Genomic DNA, 16,337 nt, shown 5'->3' with positions numbered 1-16,337 from the left:
GTTGTCTGTTCGCGCCCTACCTTAAGGGAGAGGCGCGTCCAGGTCGAGATTAAATGTTTCGTCGAGAACAGGCGAATTGCGGTGCCTGGCCGTCAACGGTATTGGAGGAAGACGTTGTCACGGCCGAACTGGTCACGCAATGCTTGAATCAAGCCATCAGCCGGATCGATTCGCCAGGTCTCCCCAAACTGCAACATGGCCTTGGCGTCACTGCCGGTGTACTCCATGGTCACCGGGCACGCGCCACGGTGGCGTTTGAGCAACTCACCCAACCAGCGTAGCTGATCGCCCTTGAGCGCCTCGGTTTTCACCTTCAAGCGCAGGCTTTCGGCCAGATTGGTGCGCGCGTCTTCCATGCTCATCACCCGCTTGATCCGCAGGCGCAGGCCGCCGGAGAAGTCATCGTTGCTGACCTCCCCTTCCACTACCACCATGGCGTCGGTCTGCAACAGCGACTGCGCGGAGTGGAAGGCGTCGGCGAACAGCGAGGCTTCGATGCGCCCCGAACGGTCGTCGAGGGTGATGAACCCCATCTTGTCGCCCTTTTTATTCTTCATCACCCGCAGGGCGATGATCATGCCGGCGACGGTCTGGGTATCCCGCGCAGGTTTCAGGTCGATGATTCGCTGACGGGCGAAACGGCGGATTTCACCTTCGTATTCGTCAATCGGGTGGCCGGTGAGGTACAGGCCCAGGGTGTCTTTCTCACCCTTGAGGCGCTCCTTGAGCGTCAGCTCCTTGGCCTTGCGATGGTTGCCATATACATCGGCATCCTCTTCGACGAACAAACCGCCAAACAGATCGGCGTGGCCGCTGTCGTGGGTACGGGCGGTTTGTTCGGCGGCCTTGATCGCTTCTTCCATGGCGGTGAGCAATACCGCACGGTTCCGGTCGATATTCGCCTGGTAAGCCTTGGGCTCGTCGTAAAAATACGGGCCGAGACGGTCGAGCGCACCGCTACGGATCAGACCATCGAGGGTCCGTTTGTTGATGCGCTTGAGGTCAACCCGCGCGCAGAAGTCGAACAGATCCTTGAAGGGTCCGTCCTGGCGCGCTTCGGTGATGGCTTCCACCGGGCCTTCACCCACCCCTTGATCGCGCCCAACCCATAAATAATGCGGCCTTCGTCGTTTACCGTGAACTTGAACTCCGAGGCGTTCACGTCCGGTGCGTCGAGACGCAGCTTCATGGTGCGCACTTCCTCGATCAAGGTCACGACCTTGTCGGTGTTGTGCATATCCGCCGAGAGTACCGCCGCCATGAACGGCGCCGGGTAGTGCGCTTTCAGCCAGGCTGTCTGGTACGACACCAGGCCGTACGCGGCGGAGTGGGATTTGTTGAAGCCATAACCGGCGAATTTTTCCACCAGGTCGAAAATGTTACCGGCCAGGTCCGCGTCGATATTGTTGGTCGCGCAACCCTCGATGAAACCGCCGCGCTGCTTGGCCATCTCTTCGGGTTTTTTCTTACCCATGGCTCGACGCAGCATGTCCGCGCCGCCGAGGGTATAGCCGGCCATCACCTGGGCGATCTGCATCACCTGTTCCTGATACAGGATGATGCCGTAGGTCGGCGCCAGTACTGGCTTGAGGCCTTCGTACTGGTAGTCGGAGTGCGGATACGCCAGCTCGGCGCGACCGTGCTTACGGTTGATGAAGTCGTCCACCATGCCGGATTGCAGCGGACCCGGACGGAACAGGGCCACCAGTGCGATCAAGTCTTCCAGGCAGTCGGGCTTGAGCTTTTTGATCAGCTCTTTCATGCCCCGCGACTCAAGCTGGAACACCGCCGTGGTTTCGGCTTTTTGCAGCAAGGTGTAAGTCGGTTTGTCGTCCAGCGGGATAAACGCGATATCCAGCGGCTCTTCATTGACCTTGGCGCGGTCGCGGTTGATGGTCTTGAGCGCCCAGTCGATGATCGTCAGGGTTCGCAGGCCAAGGAAGTCGAACTTCACCAGGCCGGCCGCCTCCACGTCGTCCTTGTCGAACTGGGTGACCAGGCCGCCGCCTTCTTCATCGCAATAAATCGGCGAAAAGTCGGTGAGTTTTGTAGGCGCGATCACCACACCGCCGGCGTGTTTACCGACGTTACGTACCACGCCTTCAAGCTTGCGGGCCATGTCCCAGATTTCGGCGGCCTCTTCATCGATCTTGATGAAGTCGCGCAGGATTTCTTCCTGCTCGTAGGCTTTTTCCAGGGTCATGCCGACTTCGAACGGGATCATCTTCGACAGACGATCCGCCAGGCCGTAGGACTTGCCCTGAACGCGCGCCACGTCGCGAATTACAGCCTTCGCCGCCATGGAACCGAAGGTGATGATCTGGCTTACCGCGTTGCGGCCGTATTTCTCGGCCACGTATTCGATCACGCGGTCACGGCCGTCCATGCAGAAGTCGACGTCGAAGTCGGGCATGGAAACCCGTTCCGGGTTCAGGAACCGCTCGAACAGCAGGTCATATTCCAGCGGATCCAGGTCGGTAATCTTCTGCACGTAGGCCACCAGCGAGCCGGCACCCGACCCCCGGCCCGGCCCTACCGGTACGCCGTTGTTTTTGGCCCACTGGATAAAGTCCATTACGATCAGGAAGTAACCGGGGAAGCCCATCTGGATGATGATATCCAGCTCGAAATTCAGCCGATCGACATAAACCTGGCGCTTGGCCTCGTAATCTTCGGTGGTGTCCTTGGGCAGCAGGACGGAAAGACGCTCCTCCAGACCATCAAACGACACCTTGCGGAAGTACTCATCGATGGTCATGCCATCGGGAATCGGGAAGTTGGGCAAAAAGTGTTTGCCCAGCTTCACTTCGATATTGCAGCGTTTGGCGATTTCGACGGAGTTTTCCAGGGCCTCGGGCAGGTCGCTGAACAGCTCGGCCATCTCCTCCGCGCTCTTGAGGTACTGCTCTTCGCTGTAGTTCTTGGAGCGGCGCGGGTCATCCAGGGCCCGGCCTTCACCGATGCACACGCGGGTTTCGTGGGCCTCGAAATCTTCCTTCTTGATAAAGCGCACGTCGTTGGTGGCGACCAGTGGCGCCCCCAGCTTGTCGGCCAGGGCCACGGCGGCGTGCAGGTGCTCTTCATCGTTGGGGCGATTGGTGCGCTGGACTTCCAGGTAAAAGCGATCGGGGAAGACCTGCATCCACTCTTTGGCCAGTACTTCAGCTTCCTGGGGGTTGCCACCCAACAGCGCGATGCCGATCTCGCCCTCTTTGGCGGCCGATAGCATGATCAGGCCTTCGCTGGCCTCGGCAACCCATTCGCGCTCGATGATGATCGAACCATTGCGCTGGCCATCGATGAAACCGCGGGAAATCAGTTCGGTAAGGTTGCGATAACCCACGCCGTTCATCGCCAACAGGCTGATACGGCTCAGGGGGTTATCCGGGTCTTTGTTGGACAGCCACAGGTCAGCGCCGCAGATCGGCTTGATACCGGCGCCCATGGCGTTCTTGTAGAACTTGACCAGGGAACACATGTTGTTCTGATCGGTCACCGCGACCGCAGGCATGTTCATACCCACCAGGGTTTTGACCAGCGGTTTGATCCGTACCAGGCCGTCGACCAGGGAGTATTCAGTGTGCAGGCGTAGGTGAACGAATGAAGCCGGCATAGTGATCTCTTATACGTGGAAAACAACAAGGCCCGGATTGTACCGGGCCTTGAGCAAAACATCAGCCTTGCGACTACACCTCGTTGAGGCTCTCGCGCAACTCGTAGGCCTGGCGAACCGGGGCGAACGAGCGGCGGTGAATCGGCGTCGGACCCAGGCGAGCCAGGGCTTCCAGATGAACGGGCGTCGGATAGCCTTTATGGCCGCCAATGCCGTAGCCTGGATAGATCAGTTCGAACGCGGCCATTTCACGATCACGGCTGACTTTGGCCAGGATCGAGGCGGCCGCGATAGCAGGCACTTTGCCATCCCCCTTCACCACCGCCTCAGAAGGCATGGCCAGCTTGGGGCAACGGTTACCATCGATCATCGCCATTTTTGGCGTGATATGCAGGCCTTCAACCGCACGCTGCATCGCGAGCATGGTGGCGTGGAGAATGTTCAGTTCGTCGATTTCTTCGACTTCAGCCCGGGCGATATGCCAGCTCAGGGCTTTCTCAATGATCTCGTCGTAAAGCTTTTCACGGCGCGCTTCGGTGAGTTTCTTCGAGTCGTTGAGGCCGAGGATCGGGCGGTTCGGATCGAGGATCACCGCCGCCGTGACCACCGCGCCGCACAAAGGCCCACGCCCGACTTCGTCAACGCCGGCCACCAGCTCATGGGCTTGTGCGACCAGGCTGAAATCCAGGCCCATTTGCATCGTCATAGGCTTTCCTGTTTATGGCCGATCAGGGTCAGCACGGCGTCGGCCGCCTGGTTCGAGGCATCACGGCGCAGTATGCGGTGAATGTCGTCGAAACCACGGGTCTGTTCTTCGCCACCGTCGATCAAGGGTAATAGCGTTTGTGCGAGCGCCTCGGGCGTTGCATCGTCCTGCAACAACTCCGGCACCAACAGGCGCTGGGCCAGCAGATTGGGCAGGGAGATGTAAGGACTTTTGACCATGCGCTTGAGAATCCAGAACGTCAGCGGCGCCAGGCGGTAGGCCACTACCATTGGGCGCTTGTACAGCAAGGCCTCCAGGGTAGCGGTGCCCGAAGCGATCAGCACCGCATCACAGGCCGCCAGGGCCAGGTGTGACTGGCCGTCGAGCAAGGTCAACGGCAGGTTGCGGCCTTCCAGCAGTGTTTCGATCTGCGCACGCCGTTGCGGGCTAGCGCAAGGCAGCACGAAACGTACACCCGGCTTCAAGGCCAGCAGGCGTTCGGCAGCGTCAAAAAACACCGAGGCCAGACGGCCGACTTCGCCACCACGGCTGCCAGGCATCAGCGCGACCAGCGGGCCATCGGGCAAGCCCAACTCGGCACGCGCAGCGGCGCGATCAGCCTGCAGCGGAATCGCGTCGGCCAGGGTATGCCCCACAAACCGTACCGGCACACCCTTCTCTTCATAGAACCGGGCCTCGAACGGCAGCAGAGTCAGCATCAGATCACAGCCTTCGCGGATCTTCAGCACGCGTTTCTGCCGCCACGCCCACACGGACGGGCTGACGTAGTGCACGGTCTTGATCCCGGCCTGACGTAACTTGAGTTCGATATTGAGGGTGAAGTCCGGCGCGTCGATGCCGATGAACACGTCGGGTTTTTCTTCGATCAGCGTCTGGATCAGCAGCTTGCGACGGGCCAGCAGCTCGCGCAGGCGACCCAGCACCTCGACCAGCCCCATGACCGACAAACGTTCCATGGGAAAGTAGGACGTAAGCCCTTCAGCCTGCATCAGCGGACCACCGACGCCAATGAACTCCACCGCCGGGTGCTGGGCCTTGAGGGCCCGCATGAGACCTGCGCCCAGAATGTCGCCGGAAGCTTCCCCGGCCACCAGTGCGATACGCAGATTGGCCATGATTAGCGGGTGATGCCGCGAGTCGACGCCTGGATTGAGTCACGGAACACCGCGACTTCCGGGAACAGCGCTGCCGGCTCGGCCAGTTGGGTCAATGCCTGCTCAACGGTGAGCCCTTGGCGGTAAACCACCTTGTAGGCACGTCGCAGGGCATGGATGGCGTCTTCACTGAACCCGCGACGGCGCATGCCTTCGAAGTTCATGCTGCGTGCTTCCGCCGGGTTACCGAATACCGTGACGAATGCCGGAACATCTTTGCCAATGGCCGTGCCCATGCCGGAAAAGCTATGAGCGCCGATATGGCAGTACTGATGCACCAGGGTGAACCCGGACAGGATCGCCCAATCGTCAACGTGCACATGCCCGGCCAACGCGGTGTTGTTGACCAGGATGCAGTGGTTGCCGATGACGCTGTCGTGACCGATGTGCGCGTAAGCCATGACCAGGTTGTGATCACCCAGGGTGGTTTCGGCCCGATCCTGAACGGTGCCACGGTGAATGGTCACGCCTTCACGGATGATGTTGTGATCACCGATGACCAGGCGAGTCTCTTCGCCCTTGTACTTCATGTCCGGGGTGTCTTCGCCTACCGAGGAGAACTGGTAGATGCGATTGTGTTTGCCAATGCGGGTCGGACCTTTGAGGATCACGTGCGGCCCGATGACAGTCCCCTCGCCGATTTCCACACCTGCGCCGATGATCGACCAGGGGCCGACCTCAACGTCGGCGGCCAGAACGGCCGACGGATCGATGATTGCGCGAGGGTCAATCAAACTCATAGTTTGCGTTCCGCACAGATGATCTCAGCGGAGCACACCGGCTTGCCGTCCACCGAGGCCTGGCATTCGAACTTCCAGATCTGGCGCTTGCAGCTGATGAACTTGGCTTCCAGGATCAACTGGTCGCCAGGGGTCACCGGATTGCGGAAACGCAACTTGTCGGAGCCCACGAAATAGTAAAGCGTGCCGTCGGCAGGCTTGAGGTCGAGCATTTTGAAACCAAGGATACCGGCAGCCTGGGCCATCGCTTCGATGATCAACACACCCGGCATGATGGGATGCGCGGGAAAGTGACCGTTGAAGAACGGTTCGTTGATGCTGACATTCTTGTAGGCACGAATGCGCTTTTCCTCGACGTTGAGGTCCACTACGCGATCCACCAGCAGGAACGGGTAACGGTGAGGCAGGTATTCGCGAATCTCGTTGATGTCCATCATTTCGGGGGGAAGCCTGTAATAAAGATTGGGGGCGGGCGAACTAAAAGCACGCCCCGCTAGCAAATCAAGGAGGCAGTCTAGCGGCTGTGCACACTTGATATGGAAATGGTATCAGCCTTCTGATGAAGCATTACCGCCAGGGGTCACGTCCCCAACACGCTTTTCCAGCTGTTTGAGACGTCGAGCCATGTCGTCAAGCTGCCTCAACCGAGCTGCACTCTTGCGCCATTCAGCCGCGGGCTGCATGGCGGTACCGGAAGAGTAGGCCCCAGGCTCGGTAATCGAGTGAGTGACCATGGTCATGCCGGTGATGAAGACGTTGTCGCAAATATCGATATGCCCGACCAACCCGACGCCACCGGCGAGCATGCAATGCTTGCCGATCTTGGTACTGCCGGAGATACCCACGCAGGCCGCCATGGCGGTGTGATCGCCAATCTGCACGTTGTGGGCGATCTGGATCTGGTTGTCGAGCTTCACGCCGTTGCCGATCACGGTATCGGCCAGGGCCCCGCGATCGACAGCCGTGTTCACGCCAATCTCCACGTCGTCGCCGATCAATACGCCACCGACCTGGGCGATCTTGTTCCAGATACCCTTGGCGTTGGCAAAGCCGAAGCCTTCACCGCCAATTACGGCACCCGACTGAATGACCACGCGCTCACCGATACGCACATCGTGGTACAGGGTCACGCGGGGAGCCAGCCAACCGCCGGCGCCGATTTCGCAGCGCGCACCGATAAAGCAATGGGCACCGACCGTGACACCGGCCGCGATGCGTGCACCGCTCTCAATCACCGCAAAGGCACCGATGCTGGCCGCAGGATCAACCTGGGCATCGTCGGCAACCACCGCAGACGGATGAATACCGGCGGCAGCCTTGGGTTTGGGATCGAACAGATGCGAAACCCGCGCATACGCGAGGTACGGATCGGGCACCACCAGTGCATCCCCGGCAAACCCTTCGGCGTCAGCGGCTTTCAGCAACACGGCTGCAGCTTGGCTGTCGACCAGGTATTTACGGTATTGGGGGTTTGCGAGGAAGCTCAACTGAGCTGGGCCAGCCTCCTGCAAGGTGGCTAGCCCAGTGATTTCCTTCTCCGGGGAGCCACGCAAGGTGGCCCCCAGGAACTCGGCCAACTCGCCGAGCTTGATAGTCGCGGTCATGGCTTACTTCAGCTGGTTCATGCGCTCGATCACCTGACGGGTGATGTCGTATTGAGGCTTGACGTCGATCACAGCGCCACGCTCGAACACCAGGTCAAAGGCACCTTTCTTGATGACTTCTTCCACAGCGCTATCGAGCTTCGGCTTCAGTTGTTTCAGCATTTCACGGTCAGCAACAGCCTTGGCTTCGTTCAGTTCCTTGGATTGGAACTGGTAGTCACGGGCCTTTTGCTTGAACTCAAGCTCCAGACGCTCGCGTTCGCCTTGCTGCATCTTGTCGCCACCGGCCACCAGACGATCCTGGATGCCCTTGGCGCTGCTTTCCAGGGTCTTGAGCTTGGTCAGTTGCGGGCCGAATTTCTTCTCGGCATCCACGGCGTATTTCTTGGCCGCATCGGATTCCAAGAGGGCCATCTGATAGTTCAGGACGGCGATTTTCATTTCGGCGAAGGCCGGGGTCGCTACCAACACAGTTGCCAGCAGCACCAATTGAGTCAACTTACGCACGATGTACTCCTACAGAATCCGTTGTCGTTATCTTGGGTCAGACGCTTAGAACGTCTGGCCGAGGGAGAATTGGAAAATCTGGGTTTCAGCGTTATCCGGTTTCTTGATCGGCATGGCCAGAGCAAAGCTCAATGGGCCAAGCGCAGTCACCCAGGTCACACCCACACCCACGGAGCTTGCCAGGTTGCTCAGGCTCACATCGTTGCACTGGGTGTTGGACTTCACACCACTCGGGTTTTTGATCTGCTCGCACTTGGAATCGAACACGTTACCCACATCCCAGAAGACCGAAGTCCGTAGGGAACGCTGATCCTTCACGAACGGCAGCGGGAACAGGATTTCCGCACCGCCCTGGATCAAGACGTTACCACCGAATGGCAGCGGGTCATTGTCCGAGTCAGCCACAGTGCCCTGGTTACCGGTTACGCCAACACCACGACTTGGAGTACCACGTGGGCCCAAGGTGCTGTCTTTGAAACCACGTACGGAGTTGAAGCCACCCGCATAGTAGTTCTCGTAGAACGGTAGACCATTGGTGGAGCCATAACCATCGCCATAACCCAGCTCAGTGTGCAGGCGCATGGTGTAGTTGTCGCTCAACGGCGTGAACAACTGGCCACGGTAGTCGAGCTTGAAGAACGACAGGTCGCTGCCCGGCGTGGTGGTTTCCAGGGTCAGGCTCTGGGAATGGCCACGGGTCGCCAGTACGCCCTTGTTCAGGGTCGACTCGGACCAGCCGGCAGACGCCTTGAAGTTCAGGAACTTGTCACCTTCACGACGGGTGAAGTCAAAGATTTCGTCCACGGTGTACACACCGGTCTTGATCTCATCCTGCTGTGCAGTGAGGCCGAAGGTCAGGCGCGACGTTTCGCTGATCGGGTAACCCACGTTGACACCGGCACCGAGGCTGTCGATCGCATAGCTTGCAACGTCAACGTCGAGGTCTTTGTAGTCGGTGGTGCGGTAGAAGGCGTTGTAGCCCAGGCTCACACCATCAGCAGTCCAGTAGGGGTCGGTATAGCCGAAGTTGTATCGGCTCTGGTATTCGCTTCGGGTCAGGCCGATGGAGACGCGGTTACCGGTACCCAGGAAGTTGTTCTGGGTGATCGAACCACCGAGGATCAGACCGGCGCTCTGTGCGAAGCCGACGCTGGCGGTGATCGAACCCGATGCCTGCTCTTCCACGGCGTAGTTCACGTCAACCTGGTCATCCACACCCGGTACGGCCGGGGTTTCGACGTTGACTTCCTTGAAGAAGCCCAGGCGCTCAAGACGGGTCTTGGACTGGTCGATCAAGTAAGTCGACGCCCAGCCGCCCTCCATCTGACGCATTTCACGACGCAGCACTTCGTCCGCAGACTTGGTGTTGCCGCGGAAGTTGATACGGTTCACATAAGCACGCTTGCCGGGGTCGACCACGAAAGTGATGTCCACGGTGTGGTCATCATCATGAGGTGTCGGCACGCCATTGACGTTGGCGAAGGTGTAGCCTTCGTTGCCCAGGCGGCGGGTAATCAGTTCAGAGGTGGTCGTCATCAGCTTGCGCGAGAACACCTGGTCCTTCTGCACCAGCAGCAGCGCCTTGACCTGGTCTTCAGGTACTTTAAGGTCACCGCTCAGTTTTACGTCACGAACCTTGTACTTCTCGCCTTCGTTGACGTTGACCGTGATGTAGACGTGCTTCTTGTCCGGGGTGATGGACACCTGGGTCGAAGCGATATCCATGTTGATATAGCCACGGTCCAGGTAGTAGGAACGCAGGCGCTCCAGGTCACCGGACAGCTTTTCACGGGCGTACTTGTCATCGTTCTTGAAGAACGACAACCAGTTGGTGGTCTTGAGCTCGAACAGGTCGATCAGGTCTTCATCAGCGAACTTGGTGTTACCCACCACGTTGATGTGCTGAATCGCCGCCACGGTGCCTTCGTTGATGTTGACCTTGAGGCCGACACGGTTACGCGGTTGCGGGACCACTTCCGTTTCCACGGTTGCGGAGTAGCGACCCTGGGCAACGTACTGGCGTTGCAGTTCGTTACGCACACCTTCGAGGGTGGCGCGCTGGAAGATCTCGCCTTCGGCCAGGCCAGACTGTTTCAGGCCTTTCATCAGGTCTTCAGTAGAGATCGCCTTGTTACCTTCGATCTCGATACTGGCGACGGAAGGTCGCTCGACCACGGTGATGACCAGGACGTTGCCTTCGCGACCCAGTTGGATGTCTTGAAAGAAACCGGTTTTGAACAGCGCACGAGTGGATTCCACCAGGCGACGGTCATCAGCCTGTTCACCGACGTTCAACGGTAATGCACCAAAGACGCTACCCGCGGAAACCCGCTGGAGGCCATTGACGCGAATATCGGAGATGGTGAAGGACTCGGCGTGAACTTCGGCGATCATCAATACGGTGAGAACCGCAGTTAGCAGCAGACGTTTCATGAAGTCCTTTCTTATTCCAACTGGCAATAAACAAACTGCCGCAAAATGCGGCAGATTCGCAATTCAGCGAAGCGTTACAGTCGACCCAGATCGTTGACCAAGGCTAATAACATCACCCCGACCACCAAACTGATACCGATCTGTATCCCCCAACCCTGCACCCGATCCGACAAGGGGCGACCACGCACCCACTCGACCAGATAAAACAACAGATGCCCCCCATCCAGTACAGGAATGGGCAACAAATTCAGAACACCCAGGCTAATACTCAGATAAGCCAAGAAATTCAGGAAATCCGCGACACCCGACTGGGCAGAAGCGCCCGCCACTTTAGCAATGGTTATCGGTCCACTCAAGTTTTTTACCGAGAGCTCGCCGAACAACATTTTCTTGAGGGATTCGAGGGTCAGCACACTCATGGTCCAAGTGCGTTTTGCACCTTCGCCAATTGCAGCCAACGGCCCGTAACTCACCTCACGCACCATCGATGGCGGCCAATCGACACCTTTGACCCCGGCACCCAGGTAACCCCCGGCCGCCTTGGCCTCCCCACGAACCGACAAGGTCACGGGGACGTCGATTTGAGCACCGTCGCGCTCAACTTTCAGCATAATTTTAGTATCAGGACGTACACGGACCAGGTCGACCACCTGCTGCCAGTCGCCCAGCGGCTGACCATCGAGGGCCAACAGGCGATCACCGGTTTTCAGGCCGGCAGCCTGGGCCGGACCTTTCGGGTCCAGCTCCGCGAGGACCGGTGGCAAGGCCGGACGCCATGGACGTATGCCCAGAGACTTGATCGGATCAGGCTCATCAGCGCCCTTGAGCCAATGGTCGAGGGCCAGCTCACGCGGGGTTTCGCGGGTGGAATCCTGCTCGCGCACCACCACCTTGACGATGCCGCTTTCACCCAGGCGACGCACCAACTGCAAATTGACCGCACCCCAGCCCGTGGTGGGTTCGCCATCAATAGATACAATTTCCTGCCCGGCAACCAACCCTGCCTTGGCGGCAATACTGTCCGACTCGACCGCACCGATGACCGGACGCACCTGCTGGCTGCCCAGCATGGCCAAGACCCAGAAAAACACCATCGCCAACAGAAAGTTGGCGATCGGGCCGGCGGCGACGATGGCAATGCGCTGACGAACGGTCTTGCGATTGAACGATTGGTCTAACTGATCTGCCGGCACTTCGCCTTCGCGCTCGTCGAGCATCTTGACGTAGCCGCCCAAAGGAATGGCCGCAATCACGAACTCGGTGCCGTGACGGTCGTGCCAGCGCACCAGCGGCATGCCGAAACCGACGGAAAAGCGCAGTACCTTGACGCCGCAACGACGCGCCACCCAGAAGTGGCCGAATTCGTGGAAGGTAACCAGCACACCCAGAGCAACCAGGGTGCCGACAATCATGTAAAGCGCACTCATCTAATTTCTCCGCATTCCAATCCAGTGCCTGAAGGCTCAAACCTGCCCACAGACTAACGCGCGTTGCGGTTCAACCATTGTTCTGCCAAGGCTCGGGCCTTGGTGTCAGCCTCGAATACCGCCGCCAGTTCATTGACCGCCACAACAGGCTCAAGCGCCAGGACGTCTTCGATGATACTCGCGATCTGCGGAAAGCGGATGCGCCGTTCGAGAAACGCTGCCACAGCCACTTCATTGGCCGCGTTCAACATCGCCGGTGCGCTGTTACCCGCTTCAGCCGCTTGCCGCGCCAGGCGCAGGCAAGGAAAGCGCTGTTCATCCGGGGCCTCAAAGTCCAGCCGGGCCACCGCAAACAGATCCAATGGCGCTACGCCCGAGTCGATCCGCTCCGGCCAGGCCAGGGCATTGGCAATCGGCGTGCGCATATCGGGGTTACCCAACTGCGCCAGGACCGACCCGTCCACGTAGTCGACCAGGGAATGAATCACACTTTGCGGGTGAATCACCACCTCGACCTGATCCGGGCGCGCATCGAACAACCAGCACGCCTCGATCAGCTCCAGCCCCTTGTTCATCATGCTTGCCGAATCCACGGAGATTTTACGCCCCATGGACCAGTTCGGATGAGCGCACGCCTGGTCGGGCGATACATGCTCCAGCTCGGCCAGTGGAGTCTGCCGGAATGGGCCACCGGAGGCGGTCAGCAGGATCCGACGCACCCCCACCTGGCTCAGGCCACGCGCAAAATCGCCGGGCATGCATTGGAAAATTGCATTGTGCTCGCTGTCCAGTGGCAGCAGCACCGCACCGCTCTTGCGCACCGCCTGCATGAAGAGCGCACCGGACATGACCAGCGCTTCTTTATTGGCCAACAGGATCTTCTTGCCAGCATCCACGGCAGCCAAGGTTGGGCGCAGGCCCGCAGCGCCGACAATAGCGGCGACCACGGTATCCACCTCGGCGTCGGCCGAGACCTGGCACAACCCCTGCTCCCCTACCAGCACTTGAGTGGCAAGCCCGGCAGCCCGCAGATCATCCTGCAGGCCACGGGCCGCTGCGCCCTCAGGCACCACGGCGAAGCGCGGCGCGTGACGCACACATAAGGCCAGCAACTCACTCAGACGGGTAAACCCGGTCAGGGCGAAGACTTGATAGCGATCAGGGTGACGAGCAATCACGTCCAGGGTGCTCAACCCCACCGAGCCGGTTGCACCCAGCACGGTGACTTGCTGCAGGCGGCTCACGAAGCGGTCATCCACAACAGTACGGCGAAGATCGGAATGGCAGCGGTCAGGCTGTCGATACGGTCCAGCACGCCGCCGTGACCCGGCAGCAGGTTGCTGCTGTCCTTGATCCCGGCCTGACGCTTGAACATGCTCTCGGTGAGGTCACCCACCACCGAAATAAATACCACAATGGCAGTGGCCAGCAGCGCCAGGAAGATGTCCTTCACCGACCAGCCACGCCCCACACCGACCACCAGCGCGATCACCAGCGTCAACGCCAACCCGCCATAGACGCCTTCCCAGCTCTTGCCCGGACTGACCGCCGGCGCCAGCTTGCGCTTGCCGAAGGCCCGGCCGGAGAAGTAGGCACCGATATCAGCACCCCATACCAGCACCATGACCGCCAGGATCAACCAGTTACCCATTGGATAACGCTTGATCTCCACCAACCCTTGCCACGCCGGCAACAAGATCAGCAAACCAATCACCAGCTTGCAGGCCACACTGGACCACTTCCCACTGGTGCCTGGATAGGTCAACACCAGGAATGTCGCCAGCGCCCACCACAGCACCGCCGCCCCCAACACCCACGGCGCAATGTCCGGCAGGATGTACAGGAGGAATGCCAAGGCAGCCACCACAGCGGCATACACAACGCGCGGCAATTGCGTGTTGAAACCCGCCAGGCGCGCCCACTCCCAGGCCCCCAGGGTGACCACCAGGCCGATAAACAGCGCAAAGGCAGAACCGTCGAGCAGAAAAAACCCACACAAGGCGATCGGCAACAGGATCAGTGCTGTGATGATTCGTTGTTTAAGCATTTAAACCCGGGCTCCAGCTTCGATCTGCTCGCTCGTTTTACCAAAGCGACGCTGACGGGAAGCGAAATCGGCCAGTGCTTTACGCATGGCATCGTGTTTGAAGTCCGGCCAGAACAGGTCGGAGAAGTACAATTCGGTATAGGCTAGCTGCCACAACAGGAAATTGCTGATGCGGTGCTCACCCCCGGTACGGATGCACAAGTCAGGCAGCGGCAGGTCGCCAGTCACCAGGCAGGTTTGCAACAGTTCGGGCGTAATGTCGTCCGGCCGTAGATGACCGGCCTGCACTTCGCGCGCCAGACGCTGTGCAGCCTGGGCGATATCCCACTGGCCACCGTAGTTGGCGGCGATCTGCAGCACGAATCGGTTGGCACCCGCTGTAATCGCCTCGGCTTCGCGCATGGCGGTTTGCAGTTCGGGGTGGAAGCGGGAGCGATCGCCGATGATGCGCAGGCTGATGTTATTGTCGTTGAGCCGCTTGGCTTCACGACGCAAGGCCTTGAAGAACAGGTCCATCAAGGCACTGACTTCTTCGGCGGGCCGCTGCCAGTTCTCACTGGAGAAGGCGAACAAGGTCAACACTTCGACCTTGGCCTCGGCGCATACCTCGATCACAGCCCGAACCGCATCGACACCCGCTTTATGCCCGGCAACACCCGGCATAAAGCGTTTCTTCGCCCAGCGATTATTCCCATCCATGATGATCGCGACGTGGCGCGGCACCACAGAGGGCACAGTCTGCTTGGTCTTTTCCATGAAGGCGTCCTGACCCCTTATACGGCCATCAGGTCCTTTTCTTTTTCTTCCGTGGCCTTGGTGATCTGGGCCTCGGCATCTTTGGTCAGCTTGTCGATATCAGCGACGGCACGACGCTCTTCGTCTTCGCTGATTTCCTTGTCCTTGACCAGCTTCTTCAGGTCACCCAGGGCATCGCGACGGATGTTGCGCACGGCAACACGCGCGTCCTCGGCTGCGCTGCGCGCCTGCTTGGTGAAGCCCTTACGGGTTTCTTCGGTCAGGGCCGGCATGGAGATCAGTAGCAGCTCACCCAGGTTGGTCGGGTTGAGGTTCAAACCGGCGCTCTGGATGGCCTTGTCGACAGCACCCAGCATGTTGCGCTCGAACGCTACGACTTGCAGGGTGCGCGAGTCTTTAACGGTAATGTTGGCAACGCTGCTGATAGGGGTATCGGAACCGTAGTAAGGCACCATCACGCTGCCCAGGATGCTTGGGTGCGCCTTGCCGGTACGGATCTGGCCGAATGCATGGCTCAGGGATTCCAGGGATTTGTGCATACGCGCCTGGGCGTCTTTCTTGATTTCGTTGATCATTGTTGGCCTTCCTCGATCAGAGTCCCTTCTGCGCCGCCGTGTACGATGTTCAGCAGGGCGCCGGGCTTGTTCATGTTAAATACGCGCAGCGGCATCTTGTGGTCGCGGCACAGGCAAATAGCCGTCAGGTCCATCACGCCCAGCTTGCGATCCAGTACTTCATCGTAGGTCAGATGATCGAACTTCTCGGCATGCGGATCTTTGAATGGGTCTGCGGTGTACACGCCATCGACCTTGGTCGCCTTGAGCACCACGTCAGCATCGATCTCAATGGCGCGCAGGCACGCTGCCGAGTCGGTGGTGAAGAACGGGTTACCCGTGCCAGCGGCGAAGATCACCACTTCCTTGGCGTTCAGGTGGCGCATGGCTTTGCGGCGGTCATAGTGATCGGTCACGCCGACCATGGAAATAGCCGACATCACGATAGCCGAGATATTGGCGCGTTCCAGGGCGTCGCGCATGGCCAGGGCGTTCATCACAGTGGCCAGCATGCCCATGTGGTCGCCAGTGACCCGATCCATGCCAGCAGCGCTCAGTGCCGCACCACGGAACAGGTTGCCGCCGCCGATCACCAGGCCGACCTGTACGCCGATACCGACCAGTTGGCCGACTTCCAGCGCCATGCGGTCGAGGACTTTGGGATCGATCCCGAACTCTTCCGAGCCCATCAGGGCCTCGCCGCTAAGCTTGAGTAGAATGCGTTTATAGCGAGCCTGATAACCACTGCCCTGCTGAGCCATTGCGAATCTCTCCT

Annotated in this window: 13 protein-coding genes and 1 pseudogene; all 14 read right to left on the bottom strand. The window is 59.4% G+C overall.

Annotated features, from left to right (window positions below):
• Window positions 1-92 precede the first annotated feature (92 nt).
• The 14 genes and pseudogenes from dnaE to pyrH all read right to left on the bottom strand — a co-directional run bounded on the left by dnaE (window position 93) and on the right by pyrH (window position 16,323).
• Window positions 93-3,613: pseudogene (gene dnaE / locus AB4N92_RS18525) on the bottom strand (DNA polymerase III subunit alpha).
• 73 nt (window positions 3,614-3,686) lie between these two features.
• Complete coding sequence (rnhB, locus tag AB4N92_RS18520; RefSeq protein WP_010212448.1) at window positions 3,687-4,313, bottom strand: ribonuclease HII; 627 nt, start codon at window positions 4,311-4,313, stop codon at window positions 3,687-3,689.
• A gap of 2 nt (window positions 4,314-4,315) precedes the next feature.
• Window positions 4,316-5,455 (bottom strand): lipid-A-disaccharide synthase, encoded by a 1,140-nt coding sequence (lpxB, locus tag AB4N92_RS18515; RefSeq protein ID WP_021492425.1) that lies wholly within the window; start codon window positions 5,453-5,455, stop codon window positions 4,316-4,318.
• A 2-nt stretch (window positions 5,456-5,457) separates the two neighbouring features.
• A complete protein-coding gene (gene lpxA, locus AB4N92_RS18510; protein ID WP_010212450.1) occupies window positions 5,458-6,234 on the bottom strand; it encodes an acyl-ACP--UDP-N-acetylglucosamine O-acyltransferase in 777 nt (258 codons plus the stop codon).
• Window positions 6,231-6,671 carry a 3-hydroxyacyl-ACP dehydratase FabZ gene (gene fabZ, locus AB4N92_RS18505; RefSeq protein WP_003172281.1) on the bottom strand — a complete coding sequence of 147 codons (441 nt, stop codon included), beginning with the start codon at window positions 6,669-6,671 and terminating at the stop codon, window positions 6,231-6,233. The genes lpxA and fabZ overlap by 4 nt, the downstream gene beginning before the upstream one ends.
• A 111-nt stretch (window positions 6,672-6,782) precedes the next feature.
• Complete coding sequence (gene lpxD / locus AB4N92_RS18500) at window positions 6,783-7,838, bottom strand: UDP-3-O-(3-hydroxymyristoyl)glucosamine N-acyltransferase (RefSeq protein WP_010212451.1); 1,056 nt, start codon at window positions 7,836-7,838, stop codon at window positions 6,783-6,785.
• A 3-nt stretch (window positions 7,839-7,841) separates the two neighbouring features.
• Window positions 7,842-8,345, bottom strand: a complete 504-nt coding sequence (locus AB4N92_RS18495) for an OmpH/Skp family outer membrane protein (RefSeq protein ID WP_003219314.1) — start codon at window positions 8,343-8,345, stop codon at window positions 7,842-7,844.
• 45 nt (window positions 8,346-8,390) lie between these two features.
• Window positions 8,391-10,778 carry an outer membrane protein assembly factor BamA gene (bamA, locus tag AB4N92_RS18490; RefSeq protein WP_021492426.1) on the bottom strand — a complete coding sequence of 796 codons (2,388 nt, stop codon included), beginning with the start codon at window positions 10,776-10,778 and terminating at the stop codon, window positions 8,391-8,393.
• A gap of 74 nt (window positions 10,779-10,852) precedes the next feature.
• Window positions 10,853-12,205, bottom strand: a complete 1,353-nt coding sequence (gene rseP, locus AB4N92_RS18485) for a sigma E protease regulator RseP (RefSeq protein WP_010212455.1) — start codon at window positions 12,203-12,205, stop codon at window positions 10,853-10,855.
• A gap of 53 nt (window positions 12,206-12,258) precedes the next feature.
• Complete coding sequence (gene ispC, locus AB4N92_RS18480; RefSeq protein WP_021492428.1) at window positions 12,259-13,449, bottom strand: 1-deoxy-D-xylulose-5-phosphate reductoisomerase; 1,191 nt, start codon at window positions 13,447-13,449, stop codon at window positions 12,259-12,261.
• Window positions 13,446-14,252 carry a phosphatidate cytidylyltransferase gene (locus tag AB4N92_RS18475; RefSeq protein WP_021492429.1) on the bottom strand — a complete coding sequence of 269 codons (807 nt, stop codon included), beginning with the start codon at window positions 14,250-14,252 and terminating at the stop codon, window positions 13,446-13,448. The genes ispC and AB4N92_RS18475 overlap by 4 nt, the downstream gene beginning before the upstream one ends.
• Window positions 14,253-15,008 (bottom strand): polyprenyl diphosphate synthase, encoded by a 756-nt coding sequence (gene uppS, locus AB4N92_RS18470; RefSeq protein WP_010212460.1) that lies wholly within the window; start codon window positions 15,006-15,008, stop codon window positions 14,253-14,255.
• A gap of 17 nt (window positions 15,009-15,025) precedes the next feature.
• Window positions 15,026-15,583 carry a ribosome recycling factor gene (gene frr, locus AB4N92_RS18465; RefSeq protein ID WP_010212461.1) on the bottom strand — a complete coding sequence of 186 codons (558 nt, stop codon included), beginning with the start codon at window positions 15,581-15,583 and terminating at the stop codon, window positions 15,026-15,028.
• On the bottom strand, window positions 15,580-16,323 hold the full coding sequence (pyrH, locus tag AB4N92_RS18460; protein ID WP_003172271.1) for a UMP kinase: 744 nt from the start codon (window positions 16,321-16,323) through the stop codon (window positions 15,580-15,582). Before pyrH ends, frr begins: the two co-directional genes overlap by 4 nt.
• Window positions 16,324-16,337 lie beyond the last annotated feature (14 nt).

Source organism: Pseudomonas sp. S3_A09, assembly GCF_054668065.1.
Note: the sequence above shows the minus strand (reverse complement) of the source record. Positions and strands in the feature narration are given on the sequence as shown.

What these genes read in the sequence shown, in the direction of transcription:
- lpxA (WP_010212450.1), bottom strand. Translation starts at nt 6,234, where the DNA reads ATGAGTTTGATTGACCCTCGCGCAATCATCGATCCGTCGGCCGTTCTG.
- frr (WP_010212461.1), bottom strand. Translation starts at nt 15,583, where the DNA reads ATGATCAACGAAATCAAGAAAGACGCCCAGGCGCGTATGCACAAATCC.
- uppS (WP_010212460.1), bottom strand. Translation starts at nt 15,008, where the DNA reads ATGGAAAAGACCAAGCAGACTGTGCCCTCTGTGGTGCCGCGCCACGTC.
- rnhB (WP_010212448.1), bottom strand. Translation starts at nt 4,313, where the DNA reads ATGCAAATGGGCCTGGATTTCAGCCTGGTCGCACAAGCCCATGAGCTG.
- pyrH (WP_003172271.1), bottom strand. Translation starts at nt 16,323, where the DNA reads ATGGCTCAGCAGGGCAGTGGTTATCAGGCTCGCTATAAACGCATTCTA.
- lpxD (WP_010212451.1), bottom strand. Translation starts at nt 7,838, where the DNA reads ATGACCGCGACTATCAAGCTCGGCGAGTTGGCCGAGTTCCTGGGGGCC.
- AB4N92_RS18475 (WP_021492429.1), bottom strand. Translation starts at nt 14,252, where the DNA reads ATGCTTAAACAACGAATCATCACAGCACTGATCCTGTTGCCGATCGCC.
- bamA (WP_021492426.1), bottom strand. Translation starts at nt 10,778, where the DNA reads ATGAAACGTCTGCTGCTAACTGCGGTTCTCACCGTATTGATGATCGCC.
- fabZ (WP_003172281.1), bottom strand. Translation starts at nt 6,671, where the DNA reads ATGATGGACATCAACGAGATTCGCGAATACCTGCCTCACCGTTACCCG.
- rseP (WP_010212455.1), bottom strand. Translation starts at nt 12,205, where the DNA reads ATGAGTGCGCTTTACATGATTGTCGGCACCCTGGTTGCTCTGGGTGTG.
- lpxB (WP_021492425.1), bottom strand. Translation starts at nt 5,455, where the DNA reads ATGGCCAATCTGCGTATCGCACTGGTGGCCGGGGAAGCTTCCGGCGAC.